Genomic DNA, 18,026 nt, shown 5'->3' with positions numbered 1-18,026 from the left:
TGTCTCCTCGGTAACCGGCCAAGAGCGCCGGCCGCATCCGTATCGAACCCCTTTCCCGGGCAGGCGAGAACCGGCTTTCCTCGCAATCGACTATTGCGCAAATTGGAACAATCGAGACGGTGGGGAGGTGCCGGCATGGACCGGTGGCAGGCGATGCGGGTGTTCGTCCGCGTGGCGGATTGCGGCGGCTTTTCGGGCGCCGCGCGTCAGCTCCACATGAGCCCGCCCGCCGTGACCCGGGCGGTGGCCGCCCTCGAGGACCGGATCGGGACGCGGCTTCTGGCGCGGACCACCCGCTCGGTGAAGCTCACCGAGGCGGGCGGGCGCTACCTGGAGGATTGCCGGCGCATCCTGGCGGACATCGAGGAGGCGGAGGCCGCCGCATCCGGGTCCTACGCCACACCCTCGGGCACCCTGACCGTCACCGCTCCGGTGCAGTTCGGCCGCCTCTACGTGCTGCCCGTCATCACCGATTACCTCGCGCGCCATCCCGCCGTCAGCGCCCGCGCCCTGTTCCTCGACCGCGTCATCACCATGCTCGACGAGGGCGCGGATGTGGGGGTCCGCATCGGTCACCTCGCCGATTCCGGTCTGGCGGCGATCCGGGTCGGCAGCGTGCGCCGGATCCTGTGCGCGTCGCCGGACTACCTCGACCGGCACGGGACCCCCGAGACCGCCCGCGACCTGCAGCACCACGCCCTGATCGGCTCGGCGAGTTCCGGCCTGGGAGAGGACGGGCGCTTCGGTCTCGGCCGGGGCGTTCCGGCCACGGCGCGCCCGCGGCTGGTCTGCAACACCATCGATTCGGCCCTCGCGGTCGCGCTCGCCGGGCACGGCATCGCGCAGCTCCTGTCCTATCAGGTCGCGCCCGCGATCGCGGACGGCCGCCTGCGCCTCGTCCTCGACGACCCCGAGGCTGGGCCGATGCCGGTCCACGTCGTGAGTGTCGAGGGGCGGCGCGCACCCGCGAAGGTGCGCGCCTTCATCGATCTGGCCGTGACGCGACTTCAGGCCGATCCGAGGGTCAATCCGAACCGTTCCTGAGGGTCACGACCATGCGCGCGCTTCCCCCCGCCCTCGCCGCGCATCTCGCCGGCGGGGCCACCACCCTGTGCCGGTGCTGGTCGCTCACCCGCCGCGACGGCGCGACCCTGGGTTTCACCGACCACGACCGCGACCTCGTGCTCAGTGGATTGGTCCATGCCGCCCATTCCGGGCTCGAGGCGGCCGAGGCCAGCGCCGAGCTCGGTTTCGCGGTGGGCGGCGGCGAGGTCGCCGGGGCCTTGCGCTCCTCGGGCATCGCCGAGGCCGACATCGCCGCCGGGCTCTACGACGGGGCCGGGGTCGAGACTTGGCTGGTGGACTGGAGCGATCCGCAGACGCGCCTCCTCCTCGACGTCGGCACGGTCGGCGAAATCCGCCGCAGCGGGGCCGCCTTCGTGGCCGAGCTGCGCGGCCTGATGCACGCGCTGGACGTCGAGCGCGGCCGGACCTACCGGGCCACCTGCGGCGCCGACCTCGGCGATCGCCGCTGCCGGATCGACCTCGCCGATCCGCGCTGGCGCACCACCGGAACCGTGACCGGACCGGACACCACCGGTGGGCTCGGCGTCGCCCTCGCCACCCCTGCCGACGACGGCCGCTTCGACGGCGGCCGCCTCGCCTGGCGTTCGGGGTCCAATGCCGGCGCCTCGGCGGACGTGCGCGGCCTCCTCAGCGACCGGATCTGGCTGTGGGAGGTTCCGGCCAGGGCGGTCGCCACGGGCGACGCCTTCGTCCTCACCGCCGGCTGCGACAAGCGCCTGTCGACCTGCGGCGACCGCTTCGCCAACGTCCCGAACTTCCAGGGCTTTCCGCACATGCCGGGCAACGACTTCGTGCTGCGCCACGCGCCGGGCTCGGGCCCCGGCCTCGACGGCGGCAGCCTGTTCCGATGATCGTCCTGCAACGGATCGGCCCGTCGGACCGCGTCGTCGCGCGGGCCCGGGCCTGGATCGGCACGCCCTATCGGCATCAGGCCTCCCTGATCGGGGTCGGCTGCGACTGCCTCGGGCTGGTGCGCGGGGTCTGGCGCGAGGTCCACGGCCCCGAGCCCGAGGTCGCCCCGCCCTACGGCGCGAGCTGGGCCGAGTCGGCGCCCCGCGGCAGCGATCCCCTCGCGGAGGCGGCCGGGCGCCACCTCGTGCCCCTGCCGCGACCGGATGCGGGGACCGAGCCGGAAGCCGGCGCGGTGCTGCTGTTTGCCTTCCGCGCCCACCTGCCCGCCCGGCACTGCGCCATCGCCACCGGTGCGGGCACGATGATCCACGCCCACGACGGCGCCGCGGTGACGGAGGTCGCCCTCACCCGCTGGTGGCGCCGGCACCTGACGCATGGGTTCCGGTTTCCCTGAAACCCCACCAACGACGGTCTTACGCCGCCTTGCCGACCGTCATCTCCACCTGCAATCCGGCGGCGCTCAGCATGGTCACGAGGGTGTCGATCGCGAACAGATCGATCTTGCCGCGCAGGAGATCCGACACCCGCGGCTGCGTCACGCCCAGAATTCTGGCCGCCTGCACCTGACTCCATCCTTCGCCGGCTATGTGATCCTTGAGCGCCGTCATCAGCGCCGCGCGTAGCTTCATGTTTTCGGCCTGCGCCGGGGTGTCCTCGATCGCGTCCCAGACGCTCGCATAGCGGTTGGCGGTCATGGGGTGGCTCCTTTGATGGCCTCGCCGTATCGGCGTGTCGCGAGCGCCAGATCCTCGCGACTGGTCTTCTGTGTCGTCTTTCGAAAACAGTGCAGGACGAAGATCGCATCGGCAAACTTCGCAACGTAGACGACGCGAAACGCGCCGCTCGCCTCGCGAATCCGTAGCTCTCGGGCACCAGGGCCGATCGACGTCATAGGCTTCCAGTCGTCCGGGTCACGGCCCGACTGCACCCGGTCGATTTGATAACCGGCCTCACGGCGAGCGGTCAGCGGAAACGCGCGCAGGTCGTCGAGCGCAGTACCCACGAAGACGACGCTTTTCGATCGGTCGGTCACCCGCCATCCATACAAAATTTTGTATGGATGGCCAAGGCGTCGGCTCGCATCTGGCCCATCCCCCGGAGCCCGCCATGGCCACGCTGATCCTGCAGACGGCCGGGGCGGCGGCGGGCACCGCGCTCGGCGGGCCGATCGGCGCCATCGTCGGCAGCGCCGTCGGGTCGGCGGCCGGGTCGGCCCTCGAGGGGGCGCTGTTCGGCGCGCGGGCGGGGCCGCGCTTCGTCGAGGGGCCGCGCCTGTCGGAGGTGGCCGGGCTCGGCTCCACCGAGGGCGCGCCGATCCCGCGGGTCTATGGCCGCGCCAGGATCGGCGGCACCCTGATCTGGGCGACGCGCCCGGTCGAGGTCCCCAACACCACGGTGGCGCGCGCCTCGGCCGGCGCCAAGGGCGGTGGCGGCAGGCAGAAGACCGTGTCCACCACCTATGCCTATTACGCCAACCTCGCCGTCGGCCTGTGCGAGGGCGAGATCGCGGGCCTGCGCCGGGTCTGGGCCGACGGCAGCGAGATCGACCTCGCCACGCTGACCCACCGCCTGCACACGGGCGGACCGGACCAGGCGCCCGACCCGCTGATCGCGGCCAAGGAGGGGGGAGACGCGCCGGCCTATCGCGGCCTCGCCTACGTCGTGTTCGAGCGCCTGGATCTGGCCCCCTTCGGCAACCGGGTGCCGCAGTTCGCCTTCGAGGTGGTCCGCCCCGTCGATGGCCTGGCCGGCATGATCCGCGCGGTCTGCCTCATCCCCGGCTCCACCGAGTTCGGCCTCGATCCCGCCCTCGTCACCGAGGACGCGGGCTACGGCGCAAGCCGCCCGGCCAACCGCTTCCAGTTCCAGGGCGCCACCGACGTCGTCGCCTCCCTCGACGCCCTCCAGGCCCTGTGCCCGCGCCTGGAGCGGGTCTCGGTGGTGGCGAGCTGGTTCGGCGACGACCTGCGCGCCGGCCATTGCACGGTGCGCCCCAAGGTCGACAACCCGGGCAAGGCCACTCTCGGCGACGTCTGGCGGGTCGCGGGCCTGACCCGCGGCGCGGTCGGGACGGTCTCGACCGCACCCACCGGCGGCCCGGCCTACGGCGGCACCCCCTCGGACGCGGGGCTGACCCGCCTCGTGGCCGAACTCGGACGGCGCGGGCTCGACGTGGTGCTCTACCCCTTCGTGATGATGGACGTGCCCGCCGGCAACGCCCTGCCGGACCCGCGCGACCCCGCCGCACCCGGCCAGCCGCCCTACCCCTGGCGCGGGCGCATCACCTGCGCGCCCGCGCCCGATCTGACCGGAAGCCCCGACGGCACGGCGGCGGCCGGCACCGAGGTCGCGGCCTTCTTCGAGCGGGCGGACGGCTACCGCCGGTTCCTCCTGCATTACGCGGATCTGGCCGCCACCTGGCTGCGCGACGGCATCGCCCTGCACGGCTTCGTCGTCGGCAGCGAGTTCGTCGGCCTCACCCGCGTGCGGGCGCAGGCCGGGCGCTACCCGGCGGTGGAGGGGTTCCGGGCACTGGCGGGCGCGGTCCGCACCCGCCTCGGCGCGGGCGTCAAGCTCGTCTACGCCGCCGACTGGACCGAGTACGGTGCCCACGTCCGGGAGGGGGGCGCGATCGTGCGCTTTCCCCTCGACGCGCTGTTCGCCGACCCGGCCATCGACGCCGTCGGGATCGACTACTATCCGCCCCTGTCCGACTGGCGCGACGGCGACGGCCATGCCGATCTGGCGCAGGCGGGCACGATCTACGATCCGGCCTACCTCAAGCGCGGGCTCGGCTCGGGCGAGGCCTTCGACTGGTTCTATGCCGACGCGGCAGCCCGGAATGCGCAGGCGCGCACGCCGATCACCGACGGCGCATATGGAAAACCCTGGATCTACCGCGCCAAGGACCTCGTCGCGTGGTGGTCGAACGATCACATCGAGCGCGACGGCGGCCTCGAGACCCGCGCCACCGCCTGGGTGGCGCGCTCAAAACCGATCTGGCTCACCGAGATCGGGGTGCCGGCGGTGGACAAGGGCAGCAACGGCCCCAACGTCTTCCCCGACCCGAAATCCTCCGAGAACGCCGCCCCGCCGTTCTCGTCGGGCGCGCGCGACGACCTCGTCCAGGCCCGCGGCCTCACCGCGATCCTGAGCCGGTTCGACCCCGCCCTGCCGGGCTTCGACCCCGCCGACAACCCGGTCTCGCCCCTCTACGGCGGGCGGATGGTGGACCCGGCCGGGGTGTTCGTGTGGTGCTGGGACGCCCGGCCCTACCCGGCCTTCCCGGATTTCGACGCGGTGTGGGCGGATGCGGTCAACTGGCGGGTCGGCCACTGGATCACCGGGCGGATCGAGGGGCTGGAACTCGACCGGCTGATCGGCGCCGTCCTCGACGACCTCGGCGTGGCGGTGCCCCGCCGGATCGCGGCCGACACCTTCCTCGACGGCTACGTCCTCGACCGGCCGCTGTCGGCCCGCGCCGCGCTCGAACCCCTGGCCCAGGTCTACGGCCTCGACGTCTCGGCGGTGGCCGGCATCCTGACGATCCGCGGGCCGCGTCGGGAGAGCCCGCTGGCGCTGTCGGAGGCGGACCTCGTCCGCGACGAGCCGGAGGCCGCGCCCCTGTCCCTGGTGCGGGCCGAGGAGAGCGAGTTGCCGCGCTCGGTCGAGGTGAGTTTCTGCGACGCCGAGAGCGCCGAGTACCGCACCGCCACCGCCGCGGCGGTCCGGCCCGCCGGCGGCCGGCGGCGCGAGACGCGGGTGGAAGCCCCCGTCGTCACCCGGCGGGAGGCGGTCGAGCGGCTCGCCGAGGCGGCCCTCGACACCGCCATCGCAGGCCGCGAGACCGCCCGCTTCGGTGTGAGCCCGCGCCTGGTGACGTTGGAGCCCGGCGACCTCCTCGCCCTGCCCGGAGCGGCGGCGCGCCACCGCATCGTGCGGATCACCGACGATCCGGGCGGGCGGCGCATCGAGACCCGCGCCGTGCCGGCGGGTGGCCTCGCCGCCCCGCTGCGCGACCGCGCCGAGGTCAGGCCGCACCGGCCGCCCCCGCTCCTGGCCGGACGGCCCTATGCGGCGATCCTCGACCTGCCCGTCGACCGGGGCGGCCCGACGCCGCTGCAGGACCTGGCGGTGGCCGCCGACCCGTGGCCCGGCGCGGTCGCGGTCTGGCGCGCCTCGGGCGAAGGCGCCCCTCTCGTGCTGCACGGCCAGGTCGACTACCCGGCCTGCCTCGGCGAAACCCTGGGCGTGCTGCCGCCCGGACCGCTCTGGCGCTTCGACCGGCACGCCGTCCTCGAGGTGACCCTGCGCCACGCCGGCGCACTCTCGGCGATCGCCGAGGAGGCGGCGATGGCGGGCGGCAACCTGTTCGCCCTGCGCGGTCCCGACGGGGCCATCGAGATCCTGGCGGCGGCCGGGGTCGCGCTCGTGGGGCAGGGCCGCTACCGCCTAACCCGGCTCCTGCGCGGGCTCGCCGGCAGCGAGGCGCAGGCGGCCCGCCCGCTGGCCGCCGGGAGCCTGATCGTGCGCCTCGACGACGGCGCGGTGGTGCCCCTGGTCGAGCGCCTCGACGAGGCCGGCCGCCCGTTCCGCTACCGGATCGGCCCGGCCGCGCGCGATCCGGCCGACCCGTCGTTCGTGGAGGCGACCGCGACGGCGGGGCTGGGCGCCCTGCGGCCGCTGGCCCCCGTCCACCTGCGGGCCCGGCGGACGCCGCAGGGGGTGCGGCTGACCTGGCTGCGCCGGGCCCGGCGCGACGCGGACGCCTGGGAGCCGGCCGAGATCCCCTTCGACGAGCCGGGCGAGAGCTACGTCGTCGACCTCCACGGGCCGGAGGGCACCCTCCTGCGTAGCCTCGGCGCGACGACGGCGAGCCTCCTCTACGACGCCGCCGCCGAGGCCGCGGACTTCGGGGGCCCCCAGACGCGCCTCGACGTGGCCGTGGCGCAGGTCGGCACCGTCGCCGGGCGGGGGCCCGCGACCCGGACGCTGATGCCGGTCAGGGCCGGCTGACGAAGCCCACCCTTCGCAATCCTGTCAGGAGACCACCGATGTCGCAGGCCACGGCCAACCTCGCGCTGCCGCTGATCGCGGCGGCGCAGGCCTCCAAGCACGTCACCCACAACGAGGCGCTCACCGCCCTCGACAGCCTCGTGCAGCTCGCCTGCCTCGACAAGGACCTGACCGCGCCGCCCGCCGGCCCGCGCGAGGGCGACCGCTACCTCGTCGTCACGGCGAGCCCGGCGGGACCTTGGGCGGGGCTGTCGGGCCAGGTCGTGCGCTACCAGGACGGCTCCTGGATCGGGTTCGCGCCCAAGGCAGGCTGGTTCTGCTGGGTCGTCGACGAGGGCGACCTCTACACCTTCGACGGCACCGCCTGGATCGGGTTTCGCGCGACCCTGACCGCGCTCCAGAACCTGGCCCGCCTCGGGGTCGGCACCACGGCGGACGCGGGCAACCCGTTCGCGGCCAAGCTCAACGCCGCGCTGTGGACGGCACTCGGCATCGGCGAGGGCGGGACGGGGGACCTGCGCTACACCCTCAACAAGGAGGCCGCCGCCCGGACGCTGTCGCTCCTGATGCAGACCGGCTTCTCCGGCCGGGCCGAGATCGGGCTGACGGGCGACGACGACCTCCACGTGAAGGTCTCGGCCAACGGCTCCGCGTTCCTGGAGGCCCTGAGGGTCAACCGGTCGAACGGCACCCTGGCGCATGTGGCGGGCACCGCCGCCGCCCCGGCGCTGACCCCGGCCGGGGACGCCAACACCGGCGTCTTTTCCCCCGGCGCGGATGCCTGGGCGGTGGCGACGGGCGGCATCGAGCGCCTGCGGGTGGGCAGCGACGGGCGCCTCGGGCTCGGGACGGCGACGCCGCGCTCGACCCTGGACACCGGGCTCGGCACCCTCACGGGTGCGGCCAACGACTACGGCCAGGCACAGACCACGTTGTCCGGCGGCGGAAGCGTCTCGTGGGGCGGGGCGGGCGGGCGCCTGCGCTGGACGGGGCGGTTCCTGGCCATACCCATGAGCAGGCCCACCGCCCAGAACGGCTACATCGCCATCACGCAGCCCACCACCGACATCCCGGCGGCGCAGTGCTGGGACAACCTCGCGCGGACGGCCGACCCGACGGGGATCGTCCTCACCCCGTGGGACGCGCTCTATGCGGTGCATCCGCCCGGGGGCACCGCCTCGAGCGTGACGCTCTGGGTCGTCAACTACGCGTCGGCCTTCGTCGCGCCGAGCAACTGGCTGCTCGTGGCGGCGCACAACGGCGACGACAACACGATCAAGCTCGGCACCGGCGCCATCCTCAGGGCCGGCGGCACCGCCACGGCGGGCACGGATGCGCACTACGCCCCGCGGCTGCCGAGCCCCGACAACACGCTCAACCTCGGCGGACCCGCCAACCGCTACGCCACGCTCTATGCGGCCACCGGCGCCATCAACACCTCCGACGCCCGCGAGAAATCACCCCTGGCGCCGCTGTCCGCGGCGGAGATCGCGGCCTCGGTGGCGCTGGGCAGGCGGATCGGCACCTTCCGCTTCCTCGAGGCGGTCCGCCGCAAGGGAGCGGCCGCGCGGCTCCACGTCGGGCTGACCGTCCAGGAGGCGATCGGCGTCCTCGAGGCCCACGGGCTCGACCCCTTCGCGTTCGGCTTCATCTGCCACGACGTGCTCGACCCCGACCCGGAGGCATCGGCCGGGACAGGGGCGGGGGCCGGCGACCGCTACGGCTTTCGCAGCGACGAGCTGCTGCTGTTCCTGGCCCGGGGCTTCGAGGCGCGGCTCACGGCCCTCGAGGCGGCGTGAGCGACCGCACCGGGTGCAGGCCCGCTAGAACCCCATCCGCTCCACCAGCCACCAGGTCGAGCCGGCGATCACCGCGCACCACACCAGGGTCAGGCCCGCCCCCAGGCAGAGGCCGAGCGCGATGAGGCGGTCCTTCCACGCCTCGTCGTCCCGTTCCCGGCCATCGCCCGCCGGCTCGTCCCGTTTCCGGCCAAGCCTCATCCCGAATCGCGCCATCGGCCCCTCTCATTCCGTCCGTTCCGGCGGACCGCGCAAGCCGCGCACCGCCGCCCCCGATCCCTCGACAGGAGACGATCCATGGACCTCAGCGCCATCGGCCGCGCCGCGCTCATCGCCCGGGAGGGGCGCCGGCTCTCCGCCTACCGCGATTCCGTCGGGATCTGGACGATCGGGGTCGGGCACACCAGCGCGGCCGGGCCGCCCCTGGTGACGCCGGGCCTCAGGCTGAGTGCGGCCGAATGCGACGCGCTCTTTGCCCGCGACGTCGCCCGCTACGCCGACACCGTGCGCGGCGCGGTGCCAGCGGACCTGCCCGCGGACTTGCCCGAGCACGCCTTCGACGCCCTCGTCTCCCTCTGCTTCAACATCGGGCAGCCGGCCTTCCTGCGCTCCACCGTGGTCCGGCGCCTCAGGGCCGGCGACCGCGAGGGAGCGGCCGAGGCCATCCTGATGTGGAACCGGCCGGCCTCCATCGTCACCCGCCGCCAGGCCGAGCACGACCAGTTCAGCACGCCCTACGCGCTCGCCCTGCCGTCGGCCCGCCGGGGCGAGGCGCCCGTCGCGGCCCCGCCCGCCGCCGTGCCGCCCGCGCGCCGGCCGATCCCCCGCGCCCCGCACCTCGTCCCCGCACGCCCGCAGACACGGCCCGCGGCGCCTCTCGAGGAACCCACACCCCACACATCCCGAGGAACCCACACATCCCGAGGAACCCACACATCCCGAGGAACCCACACATCCCGAGGAACCCACACATCCCGAGGAACCCACACGTCCCGAAGGACCCAAGGGCCTGTGGGGCCGCCTCCTCGCCCGCCTGCACCCCGGCGCCTGACCCCGCTTCCCTCACCCTCTCGAAGGACCGACGCCATGCTGCGATACCGTGCGCCACACGCCCTCCTCGGAACGGCCCTGCTCGCCCTCGTCCTCGACACCGGTTCCGCCCGGGCGGACCCGGCGACGAGCCTCGCCCTGCCCTGGGGCGACGCCGTCGTCGCCCTGGCGCAGGGCCTCACGAGCCTGCTCCTGCCCCTGGCGATCGCCGCCGCCACGGCTGCCGCGGCGCGGATCGCCGGCCCCTTGCGCCTCCTCGTCACCGCGGCCCTGGTCGAGCGCCTCGTGACCAACGTCGCCGACTACGCGGTGAACGCCGTGGCCGGGGCCGCGCGCGGGCGCACCCTCGACGTACCGATCGGCACGGCGGTGATCGCGCGGGCGGTCCGGCGCGGCCACGACGAGGCCCCGGCCTGGCTGATGGGTGCGGCCGGCGGCCCGGCCGGCCTCGCCGAGAAGGTGTTTCGCAGCCTGCCCCTCGATGCGCGGGCCACCGCGGCCAACACCCTCGTGCCGGCCCTCGACGAGGCCCTGGCGAAGCGCACGCGGCCGGCCGGCCCGATGCCCTGACGACACGGGGAGGCCGGCGTGGACAAGATCGCCCTCGGCAAGGCCGCCCTCGACGCCGCCCGCCTGCTCCTGAGCGAGGGCGGGGCCGGCTGGCTCGTGGCGTTCCTCCTCGGCCTCGCCTGCCTCCACCTCCATCGCGAGGTCCAGCGCGTCCACGAGGCGCGGATCGGCGAGACCGGCACCACCGCCGCCGCCCTCGAACGGGCCTCGCAGACCAATGCCGCCGTGGCCGCCGCCCTGGAGAGCCGCAGCCGGGTGGTCGAGGACCTGTCGCGGCTGGCCGGCGAGATCGCCCGCGGGGTCGACCGCAGCGACGAGCGCGCCCGCGACCGCTTCGACGAGATCCTGCGCCGGATCGGCGACCTCCAGCAGCGCACCCGCCCTTAGATCCGCGCGACCCGCGGACCCGCCTCGAAGGACACCTGCCATGCGCGACCTCCTCCGTCGTTCCCGCCCCGAGACCGCACGGGGCCGTCGCCGGGCCGCGGTGCTCCGCTTCGGGCTCGCGCAGCGGCGCTTCGAGCGCTCCATCGCCGCCCTGCGCGAGGCGGCCCTCGACGAGGTCGACCGGCAGGTGGCGGTGAGCGCCACCCTGCGTGCCGCCGCCGACCGGCTCGCCTCGGAGGCCGGGCGCCTTTGACGGGCGACCCGGAACCTGGGACGCTGCGTCCCCCGGCTCCATTCGCATTCAGGGCGCATTCAGTGCCCGGGGGGCACTGCCATCGCCATGCGTTACGTCCTCGCCCTGTTGTTCGCCGGCCTGACCGTCGCGGTTCTCGCGACGGAACCCGGCGAGACGTGGGCCGAAGAATCCGCCGCGCCGGTGGTCGGCACCATCCCTGTCCAGGCGATGCCGCGCACCGAATCCTGCCTCAGCCCGGCCGACATGCGCGAGGCGCTCGCCGACAAGCGGGTGATCGAGCCCGTCGCCGCGATCCGCGCCGCCAGGCAGGTGATCCCGCGCGCCGAGATCCAGCGCGCCCGCCTGTGCCGTCACGACGACGGCCTCGTCTACCTGCTCACGGCCTTGCGCCGGGACGGGCAGTTCGTGCACGTGATGGTCGACGCCACGACCGGACAGATCACCGGGCGTTGACGGACCGGACATGACATGACGGACTTGACATGACGGACTTGGGGAGGACTTCGCGGTGAGACTGCTCGTCGTCGAGGACGATCGCGACATCAACCGGCAGGTGGTGAACGCCCTCGAGGAGGCCGGCTACGTCGCCGACAAGGCCTTCGACGGCGAGGAGGGCGGCTATCTCGGCGAGAGCGAGCCCTACGACGCCATCATCCTCGACATGGGCCTGCCCAAGGCCGACGGCGTCAGCGTCCTGCAGAAGTGGCGCCGGGCCGGCATCAAGACGCCCGTCATCATCCTCACCGCCCGCGACCGCTGGAGCGACAAGGTCGACGGCTTCGACGCGGGCGCCGACGACTACGTCACCAAGCCCTTCCACATGGAGGAGCTGATGGCGCGGGTCCGCGCCCTGCTGCGGCGGGCGGCCGGGCACGCCACCAGCCAGATCGCCTGCGGCCCGGTGGTCCTCGACACCCGGTCCGGCCGGGTGTTCGTCGACGGCAACCCGGTCAAGCTCACGAGCCACGAATACCGGCTGCTGTCCTACCTGATGCACCACACCGGCCGGGTGGTCTCGCGGGCGGAACTGACCGAGCACCTCTACGACCAGGACTTCGACCGCGATTCCAACACCATCGAGGTCTTCGTCGGCCGCCTGCGCAAGAAGCTGGCGGTGGACCTGATCCAGACCGTGCGGGGGCTCGGCTACCTCGTCGACCCCAACCATCCCGCCCAGCGGGTCTGACGCGCGGCCAGCCCCCGTCGGGCCCCCCTTGCGGGGGCGCCGTCGACTTTTGGAACGTTCGGACAAGACAATCGGGATGCGCCCGGCGGCGTCCTCCCTTAGACAGGCCGGCATCGCCGACGGGGGAGTGAAGCACATGAGATCGACATGGCCGATGCGGGCGGCCGCCGCCGCCCTCCTGACGATCCTCGCCGGGCTCCCGGCGGACGCCAAGCCGGTGACGGTGACGCCCGGCAATCCGCCCGTGACCGTCGACGTCCCCGCCGCCTGGAAGGCCTCGAAGATCGACCGCGGCATCCAGGCCAAGACCGCCGACGACGAGGTCTTCGTCTGGTTCGAGAGCTACCGTCCGGCGCAGTTCAAGACGCTGCTCGACGAGCACAACGCCTACTTCAAGAAGCAGGGCGTCGCGATCACCGGCCAGGGCGCCTCCCAGGAGAAGGATTTCCCGACCTACGTCGTCAAGACGACGGACTATCCGGCCACCTACGAGGGCAAGCGGACGATCCTGCGCTACATCTCCGTGGCCCCCAAGGACACGACCAAGCGCGAGTTGCTGGTGAGCATCTGGGCCTCGCCCGAAGGCGAGACGACCTATGCGGCCGACCTCGACACGATCTTCAAGAGCTTCAGGGCCTCCGTCGAGGGGCTGTGACCGGCGCGCCGGCGCGAACGGAACGATCGGTGCCGGCCAGGGTTCGCCACAGCGTTGACGAATCCCGCCCGAAGCAATCAAACAGGCAGGCGATGCATTCGATGCGGCAAGGAGCGTCGAATCGGCCGCGCGAGGAGAGCGAGCCACTGTACAACGCCTCACACGGGACCCGGCCGATACCGGCTGTGTCCTCGACAACCCCTTCGCACCCGGCGTTCGACGGGCGGCCATCGGGGCATCCCGACCCGACATCTCGCTCAGACGACGGAGTTTCGCCTTTGAACCGCTCGACGACCGCGTCCTTGGACACCGACAGGCTGGCAGCCCGGGAGGCGGCATCGTGAAGGCCGTCATCCTCGCGGGCGGTCTCGGGACGCGGCTGTCCGAGGAGACGGTGGTGCGGCCCAAGCCCATGGTCGAGATCGGGGGACGGCCGATCCTCTGGCACATCATGCAGATCTTCGCGGCCCACGGCACGACCGACTTCGTGATCTGCCTGGGTTACAAGGGCTACATGATCAAGGAATTTTTTCTTAACTACCGCCTCCACCTGAGCGACGTCACCATCGACATCGGCCGCGGGAAGATCGATTTCCATCGCTCGAAGGCCGAGAACTGGCGCATCTCGCTGATCGAGACGGGCCCGGAGACGATGACCGGCGGCCGCCTCAAACGGGTGCGGGACTACCTCGGCGACGAGGACTTCTTCATGACCTATGGCGACGGGGTCTCCGACGTGGACCTCACGGCGCTCGCCGCCTATCACAGGGAGCGCGGGCGGCTGGCGACGCTGACGGCGGTGCTGCCGCCGGGCCGTTTCGGCGCCCTTGAGCTCGACCGGGGCGGCGTGCGCCGGTTCCGCGAGAAGCCGGTGGGCGACGGTGTGGCGATCAACGGCGGCTTCTTCGTGCTCTCGCCCAAGGTGATCGACCTCATCGAGGGCGACACCACCGTCTGGGAGAAGGGCCCGCTGGAGACCCTGGCGCGGGAGGACCAGTTGTCGGCCTACGTCCATGACGGGTTCTGGCACGCGATGGACACCCTGCGCGACAAGAACCACCTCGAAGCGTTATGGACCCAGGGTGCGGCCCCCTGGAAGCTTTGGTAGCCCCTCACGAAGTCTTGAACGTCTCGGCGCCGCCGTCGGCGCCGGTCTTTTTCGGCACCGCAGCGAGAACCGGGCTCCTCTTTTCGAGCCGATGCTCTAGAGGTCGATTTTTGGAGACCGGCTCTGCGAGGCGGGTCGGACGAACCAGCCGGAGCATCGTGCGGTTGCCAGTGATCCACCGTCCCGCCGCCTCGAACCCCGACCCCGCCTTTTGGTCCGGGCGCCGCGTGGTCCTGACCGGTCATACCGGCTTCAAGGGCGCCTGGCTCAGCGTGTGGCTCGCCCGTCTCGGGGCCCGGGTGACCGGGCTCGCCCTCGCCCCCGAGCCGACGCCCCATCTCTTCGAGGCGATCGGCTTCCCCCCGGCCGCGTCCCACCTCGTCGACATCCGCGACCGCGCGGCGGTGGCGGCCTGCCTCGAGGCGGCGCGGCCCGAGGTCGTCCTCCACATGGCGGCCCAGGCCCTGGTGCGGCCCTCCTACGGCGACCCGGTCGGCACCTTCGCCACCAACGTGATGGGGACCGTCAACCTCCTCGACGCCGTCCGGAGCTGTCCGACCGTGCGGGCCGTGGTGGTGGTGACGAGCGACAAGGCCTACGAGAACCGCGAGTGGCCCCATGCCTATCGCGAGACGGACTCCTTGGGCGGTCACGACCCCTACAGCGCCTCGAAGGCCTGCGCCGAACTGGTCACGGCCGCCTACCGCGCCTCGTTCTTCGCGAACGGCGCCCACCCGGCCCGGATCGGCACCGCGCGGGCGGGCAACGTCATCGGCGGCGGCGACCGCTCCCCCGACCGCCTGATCCCGGACATCATGCGCGGCTTTGCGCGGGGCGCATCGGTGGAGATCCGCTCGCCCCGGGCGATCCGCCCCTGGCAGCACGTCCTCGAACCCTTGAGCGGCTACCTGCGCCTCGCCGAGGCGCTCGCCGGCGACGAGGGCGGGCGCTTTGCGCAAGCCTGGAACTTCGGGCCGGCGGACGAGGATTGCCGCCCGGTCTCGGCCATCGCCGACCGGTTGGCCGCGAGCTGGGGCGAGGGCGCGGCCTGGCACGTGTCGACGGCCGGGCACCCCCACGAGGCCGGCACCCTCAAGGTCGATTCCGCCAAGGCGCGGGCCGGGCTCGGCTGGGACCGGCGCCTGTCGCTGGACACGGCCCTGGACTGGACCGCGCGCTGGTATCGGGAGGACGCCGGCGGGCGGGCGGCCCTCGATCTGATGCAGGGCCAGATCGCCGATTACGAGGCGCTCGGCGCTCCCGCCGGAGCCGGCGCATGAGCGGCCTCCACTGCCGCGGCTGCGGCGCACCCCTGACCCGGACCGTGGTCGACCTCGGCCTGTCGCCCCTCGCCAACGCCTACGTGCCGGCCGATGCGGCGGGGCGCGGCGAGAGGGTGCATCCCCTGCGGGCCTACCTGTGCGAGGCCTGCTTCCTCGTCCAGCTCGAGGAGTTCGAAACGCCCGAGGCGATCTTCTCCGACTACGCCTATTTCTCGGGGTTCTCCGCCGGCTGGCTCGCCCATGCCGAGCGCTACGCCCGGGCGATGCAGGCCCGCCTGGGCCTGACCGCCCGGTCCAAGGTCGTCGAGGTCGCCAGCAACGACGGCTACCTGCTGCAATACTTCGTCGCCGCCGGCATCCCGGTGCTCGGCGTCGAGCCCGCCGCCAACGTCGCCAGGGCGGCGGTGGACCGCGGCGTGCCCACCGAGGTCGCCTTCTTCGGGCAGAGGACCGCCGCGCGCCTGAAGGCGGCCGGCCACGAGGCGGACCTCATCGCCGCCAACAACGTGCTGGCGCATGTGCCCGACCTCCACGGCTTCCTCACCGGGTTCCGGACGCTCCTGAAGCCCGACGGCGTGGCGACCTTCGAGTTCCCGCACCTCCTGCGGATGATCGCCGAGCGCCAGTTCGACACGATCTACCACGAGCACTTCTCGTACCTGTCGCTGGGCGTCGTGGCGGATCTGGCCGCGCGCAGCGGCCTGCGGGTGTTCGACGTGGAGGAATGGCCGACCCACGGCGGCTCGCTGCGGGTCTTCGCCTGCCATGCGGCCGCGGCCCATCCGGCGAGCCCCGCGGTCGCGCGCGTCCTGGCCGACGAGCGCGCGGCCGGCCTGTTCGACGCCTCGGGCTACGACGCCTTCGCCGAGGCGGTGATCGACATCAAATGCGAGACCCTGACCTTCCTCGCCACCGCGCGGCGCGAGGGCAAGACCGTGCTGGGCTACGGCGCGGCGGCCAAGGGCAACACCTTCCTCAACTACTGCGGCATCGGCCCCGAACTGGTGGGCGCGGTCGCCGACCGCTCGCCGCACAAGCAGGGCATGCTGCTGCCGGGCAGCCGCATCCCGATCGTCTCGCCGGAGGCGCTGCTGGCGCGGCGGCCGGACTACGTCCTGATCCTGCCCTGGAACCTGCGCGACGAGGTGATGGAGCAGATGGCCGCCATCCGGGCCTGGGGCGGTCGCTTCGTGACCGCGATCCCCCGCCTGAGCGTGACCTGAGCCGCATGCGGATCGAGGCGCTGTCCCTGGCGGGGGCCTATCGCATCGTGCCCGAGCCGGCGACCGACGAGCGCGGGTTCTTCGCGCGCACCGCCTGCGCCGAGACCTTCGCCGCCCACGGGCTGGTCGGCGCCTTCGCCCAGTCGAGCGTGTCCTACAACGCCAGGCGCGGGACGGTGCGCGGCCTGCACTACGCGGTCCCGCCCCATGCCGAGACCAAGCTCGTGCGCTGCACGGCGGGCGCGATCCACGACGTGATCGTCGACCTGCGGCCCGGTTCGCCGACCTATTTCGAGAGCGTCGGCCTCGAGCTGACGGCGGGCAACCGCCACGCCCTCTACATCCCCCCCGGCCTCGCCCACGGTTTCCAGGCCCTGCGCGACGAAACCGAGGTCCTCTACATGATCGACGTGCCTTACGTCGCCGCCAGCGCCCGGGGCCTGCGCTGGAACGACCCGTCGATCCGCGTGACCTGGCCCGAGCCCGTGAGCGTCATCTCCCCCCGCGACCTCGCCTACCCCGACTGGGTGGCCCCGTGACCGGGCGCGTCCTCGTCACGGGCGGATCGGGCTTCGTCGGCCGGTCGGTGATGCCGCTGCTGGTGCGGCGCGGCTTTACCGTCCATGCGGCCGGGCCGGATCCGGTCGATCTTGCCGGCGTCGTCGGCCATCGGGTCGATCTCCTCGATGCCGCCCAGCGCCGGGCGGTGGTGGCCGACATCCGCCCGACCCACCTCCTGCACCTCGCCTGGTACGCCGAGCCGGGGGCGTATTGGACCTCGCCGAAGAACCTCGACTGGGTCGGGGCCAGCCTCGACCTCGCCCAGGCCTTCGCCGAGGCCGGCGGCCGTCGCCTCGTGGCGGCGGGCACCTGCGCCGAATACGAATGGGGGTCCGAGCGCCTGTCTGAGAGCCGAACCCCGTGCCGGCCGGCCACCCTCTACGGGGCGGCCAAGGACGGCCTGCGCCGCGTCCTGGCGGCCTATGCGCGGGAGGCCGGCCTGTCCTTCGCCTGGGGGCGGCTCTTTTATCTCTACGGCCCCGGCGAGCAGCCCGGCCGTCTCGTCGGCGACACCATCCGCCGGCTCCTGGCCGGCGAGCGCATCCCCACCACCGAGGGCCTGCAGCGGCGCGACTTCCTGCACGTCGACGACGCCGCCGAGGCGCTGGCCGCCCTCCTCGCCGCCGCCCTCGAAGGCCCGGTCAACGTCGGATCGGGCCGCGCCGTGCCGGTGCGCGAGATCCTGGCGCGCATCGGGGCGCTGACCGGCCGGGCCGACCTCATCGGGTTCGGCGAACGGACCCTGCCGCCGGGCGACCCCGCCGTGATCGAGGCCGACGTCGCGCGGTTGCGCGGCGAACTCGGGGTGGCGCCGGGCCGCGACCTCGACGAGGGACTGGCACAGATGGTCGAACGGTATCGCGCGCTGCCGCCCGGCGCACCCTGAGGGCCCATCCGGGCTCGTCGGTGCGGGATCGTTCCGCTATGGGTGCGC

At 73.2% G+C, this 18,026-nt stretch carries 19 protein-coding genes; 16 read left to right on the top strand and 3 right to left on the bottom strand.

Going from position 1 to position 18,026, the window contains the following annotated elements; translation table 11 throughout:
* Window positions 1-135: 135 nt before the first annotated feature.
* The 3 genes from ASG59_RS14665 to ASG59_RS14655 are packed head-to-tail and all read left to right on the top strand — an operon-like array spanning window position 136 to window position 2,392.
* On the top strand, window positions 136-1,044 hold the full coding sequence (locus ASG59_RS14665) for a LysR family transcriptional regulator (protein WP_056409603.1): 909 nt from the start codon (window positions 136-138) through the stop codon (window positions 1,042-1,044).
* An 11-nt stretch (window positions 1,045-1,055) separates the two neighbouring features.
* On the top strand, window positions 1,056-1,937 hold the full coding sequence (locus ASG59_RS14660) for a DUF2163 domain-containing protein (RefSeq protein WP_056409601.1): 882 nt from the start codon (window positions 1,056-1,058) through the stop codon (window positions 1,935-1,937).
* Window positions 1,934-2,392, top strand: coding sequence for an NlpC/P60 family protein (locus ASG59_RS14655; protein ID WP_056409599.1), 459 nt, complete (start codon window positions 1,934-1,936; stop codon window positions 2,390-2,392). Before ASG59_RS14660 ends, ASG59_RS14655 begins: the two co-directional genes overlap by 4 nt.
* Window positions 2,393-2,411: 19 nt before the next feature.
* Here ASG59_RS14655 and ASG59_RS14650 read toward each other — a convergent pair whose 3' ends face one another.
* Complete coding sequence (locus tag ASG59_RS14650; protein WP_056409598.1) at window positions 2,412-2,693, bottom strand: XRE family transcriptional regulator; 282 nt, start codon at window positions 2,691-2,693, stop codon at window positions 2,412-2,414.
* Window positions 2,690-3,031, bottom strand: a complete 342-nt coding sequence (locus ASG59_RS14645; protein WP_055880785.1) for a type II toxin-antitoxin system RelE/ParE family toxin — start codon at window positions 3,029-3,031, stop codon at window positions 2,690-2,692. The genes ASG59_RS14650 and ASG59_RS14645 overlap by 4 nt, the downstream gene beginning before the upstream one ends.
* A gap of 74 nt (window positions 3,032-3,105) precedes the next feature.
* On the opposite strand from ASG59_RS14645, the gene ASG59_RS14640 reads away from it, so the two are divergent.
* The gene (locus tag ASG59_RS14640) at window positions 3,106-7,014 is read left to right on the top strand and encodes a glycoside hydrolase/phage tail family protein (protein ID WP_056409706.1); all 3,909 of its coding nucleotides are present in this window, start codon (window positions 3,106-3,108) and stop codon (window positions 7,012-7,014) included.
* A 38-nt stretch (window positions 7,015-7,052) separates the two neighbouring features.
* Complete coding sequence (locus ASG59_RS14635; protein ID WP_056409595.1) at window positions 7,053-8,813, top strand: DUF2793 domain-containing protein; 1,761 nt, start codon at window positions 7,053-7,055, stop codon at window positions 8,811-8,813.
* 24 nt (window positions 8,814-8,837) lie between these two features.
* Here the strand turns inward: ASG59_RS14635 and ASG59_RS20685 are convergent, their stop codons facing one another.
* Entirely contained in the window at window positions 8,838-9,014 is a 177-nt protein-coding gene (locus tag ASG59_RS20685) for a hypothetical protein (protein WP_156399254.1), read from the bottom strand.
* A gap of 96 nt (window positions 9,015-9,110) precedes the next feature.
* On the opposite strand from ASG59_RS20685, the gene ASG59_RS21335 reads away from it, so the two are divergent.
* From ASG59_RS21335 to ASG59_RS14575, 11 genes are all read left to right on the top strand, one after another.
* On the top strand, window positions 9,111-10,433 hold the full coding sequence (locus ASG59_RS21335; RefSeq protein ID WP_244475720.1) for a glycoside hydrolase family protein: 1,323 nt from the start codon (window positions 9,111-9,113) through the stop codon (window positions 10,431-10,433).
* 18 nt (window positions 10,434-10,451) lie between these two features.
* On the top strand, window positions 10,452-10,820 hold the full coding sequence (locus tag ASG59_RS14620) for a hypothetical protein (RefSeq protein WP_244472243.1): 369 nt from the start codon (window positions 10,452-10,454) through the stop codon (window positions 10,818-10,820).
* A 40-nt stretch (window positions 10,821-10,860) separates the two neighbouring features.
* The gene (locus tag ASG59_RS14615) at window positions 10,861-11,073 is read left to right on the top strand and encodes a hypothetical protein (RefSeq protein ID WP_055880772.1); all 213 of its coding nucleotides are present in this window, start codon (window positions 10,861-10,863) and stop codon (window positions 11,071-11,073) included.
* Between the two features lie 87 nt (window positions 11,074-11,160).
* Window positions 11,161-11,529, top strand: a complete 369-nt coding sequence (locus ASG59_RS14610; protein WP_055880770.1) for a PepSY domain-containing protein — start codon at window positions 11,161-11,163, stop codon at window positions 11,527-11,529.
* 55 nt (window positions 11,530-11,584) lie between these two features.
* On the top strand, window positions 11,585-12,262 hold the full coding sequence (locus tag ASG59_RS14605) for a response regulator transcription factor (protein WP_055880767.1): 678 nt from the start codon (window positions 11,585-11,587) through the stop codon (window positions 12,260-12,262).
* 136 nt (window positions 12,263-12,398) lie between these two features.
* Complete coding sequence (locus tag ASG59_RS14600; RefSeq protein WP_055880765.1) at window positions 12,399-12,917, top strand: hypothetical protein; 519 nt, start codon at window positions 12,399-12,401, stop codon at window positions 12,915-12,917.
* A 340-nt stretch (window positions 12,918-13,257) separates the two neighbouring features.
* Window positions 13,258-14,025 (top strand): glucose-1-phosphate cytidylyltransferase, encoded by a 768-nt coding sequence (rfbF, locus tag ASG59_RS14595; RefSeq protein ID WP_055880763.1) that lies wholly within the window; start codon window positions 13,258-13,260, stop codon window positions 14,023-14,025.
* 173 nt (window positions 14,026-14,198) lie between these two features.
* Entirely contained in the window at window positions 14,199-15,305 is a 1,107-nt protein-coding gene (gene rfbG / locus ASG59_RS14590) for a CDP-glucose 4,6-dehydratase (protein WP_056281148.1), read from the top strand.
* Window positions 15,302-16,531: a class I SAM-dependent methyltransferase gene (locus ASG59_RS14585; protein ID WP_056409594.1), complete on the top strand. Its 1,230-nt coding sequence runs from the start codon at window positions 15,302-15,304 to the stop codon at window positions 16,529-16,531. Before rfbG ends, ASG59_RS14585 begins: the two co-directional genes overlap by 4 nt.
* A gap of 5 nt (window positions 16,532-16,536) precedes the next feature.
* On the top strand, window positions 16,537-17,070 hold the full coding sequence (locus tag ASG59_RS14580; protein WP_056409592.1) for a dTDP-4-dehydrorhamnose 3,5-epimerase family protein: 534 nt from the start codon (window positions 16,537-16,539) through the stop codon (window positions 17,068-17,070).
* Window positions 17,067-17,978: an NAD(P)-dependent oxidoreductase gene (locus ASG59_RS14575; RefSeq protein ID WP_277996119.1), complete on the top strand. Its 912-nt coding sequence runs from the start codon at window positions 17,067-17,069 to the stop codon at window positions 17,976-17,978. The genes ASG59_RS14580 and ASG59_RS14575 overlap by 4 nt, the downstream gene beginning before the upstream one ends.
* Window positions 17,979-18,026 lie beyond the last annotated feature (48 nt).

Source organism: Methylobacterium sp. Leaf466 (assembly GCF_001425565.1).
Taxonomy (GTDB): domain Bacteria; phylum Pseudomonadota; class Alphaproteobacteria; order Rhizobiales; family Beijerinckiaceae; genus Methylobacterium.
This window is presented reverse-complemented; position numbering and strand designations above follow the sequence as displayed.

What these genes read in the sequence shown, in the direction of transcription:
- ASG59_RS14665 (WP_056409603.1), top strand. Translation starts at nt 136, where the DNA reads ATGGACCGGTGGCAGGCGATGCGGGTGTTCGTCCGCGTGGCGGATTGC.
- ASG59_RS14660 (WP_056409601.1), top strand. Translation starts at nt 1,056, where the DNA reads ATGCGCGCGCTTCCCCCCGCCCTCGCCGCGCATCTCGCCGGCGGGGCC.
- ASG59_RS14655 (WP_056409599.1), top strand. Translation starts at nt 1,934, where the DNA reads ATGATCGTCCTGCAACGGATCGGCCCGTCGGACCGCGTCGTCGCGCGG.
- ASG59_RS14650 (WP_056409598.1), bottom strand. Translation starts at nt 2,693, where the DNA reads ATGACCGCCAACCGCTATGCGAGCGTCTGGGACGCGATCGAGGACACC.
- ASG59_RS14640 (WP_056409706.1), top strand. Translation starts at nt 3,106, where the DNA reads ATGGCCACGCTGATCCTGCAGACGGCCGGGGCGGCGGCGGGCACCGCG.
- ASG59_RS14635 (WP_056409595.1), top strand. Translation starts at nt 7,053, where the DNA reads ATGTCGCAGGCCACGGCCAACCTCGCGCTGCCGCTGATCGCGGCGGCG.
- ASG59_RS20685 (WP_156399254.1), bottom strand. Translation starts at nt 9,014, where the DNA reads ATGAGGCTTGGCCGGAAACGGGACGAGCCGGCGGGCGATGGCCGGGAA.
- ASG59_RS21335 (WP_244475720.1), top strand. Translation starts at nt 9,111, where the DNA reads ATGGACCTCAGCGCCATCGGCCGCGCCGCGCTCATCGCCCGGGAGGGG.
- ASG59_RS14615 (WP_055880772.1), top strand. Translation starts at nt 10,861, where the DNA reads ATGCGCGACCTCCTCCGTCGTTCCCGCCCCGAGACCGCACGGGGCCGT.
- ASG59_RS14610 (WP_055880770.1), top strand. Translation starts at nt 11,161, where the DNA reads ATGCGTTACGTCCTCGCCCTGTTGTTCGCCGGCCTGACCGTCGCGGTT.
- ASG59_RS14600 (WP_055880765.1), top strand. Translation starts at nt 12,399, where the DNA reads ATGAGATCGACATGGCCGATGCGGGCGGCCGCCGCCGCCCTCCTGACG.
- ASG59_RS14585 (WP_056409594.1), top strand. Translation starts at nt 15,302, where the DNA reads ATGAGCGGCCTCCACTGCCGCGGCTGCGGCGCACCCCTGACCCGGACC.
- ASG59_RS14580 (WP_056409592.1), top strand. Translation starts at nt 16,537, where the DNA reads ATGCGGATCGAGGCGCTGTCCCTGGCGGGGGCCTATCGCATCGTGCCC.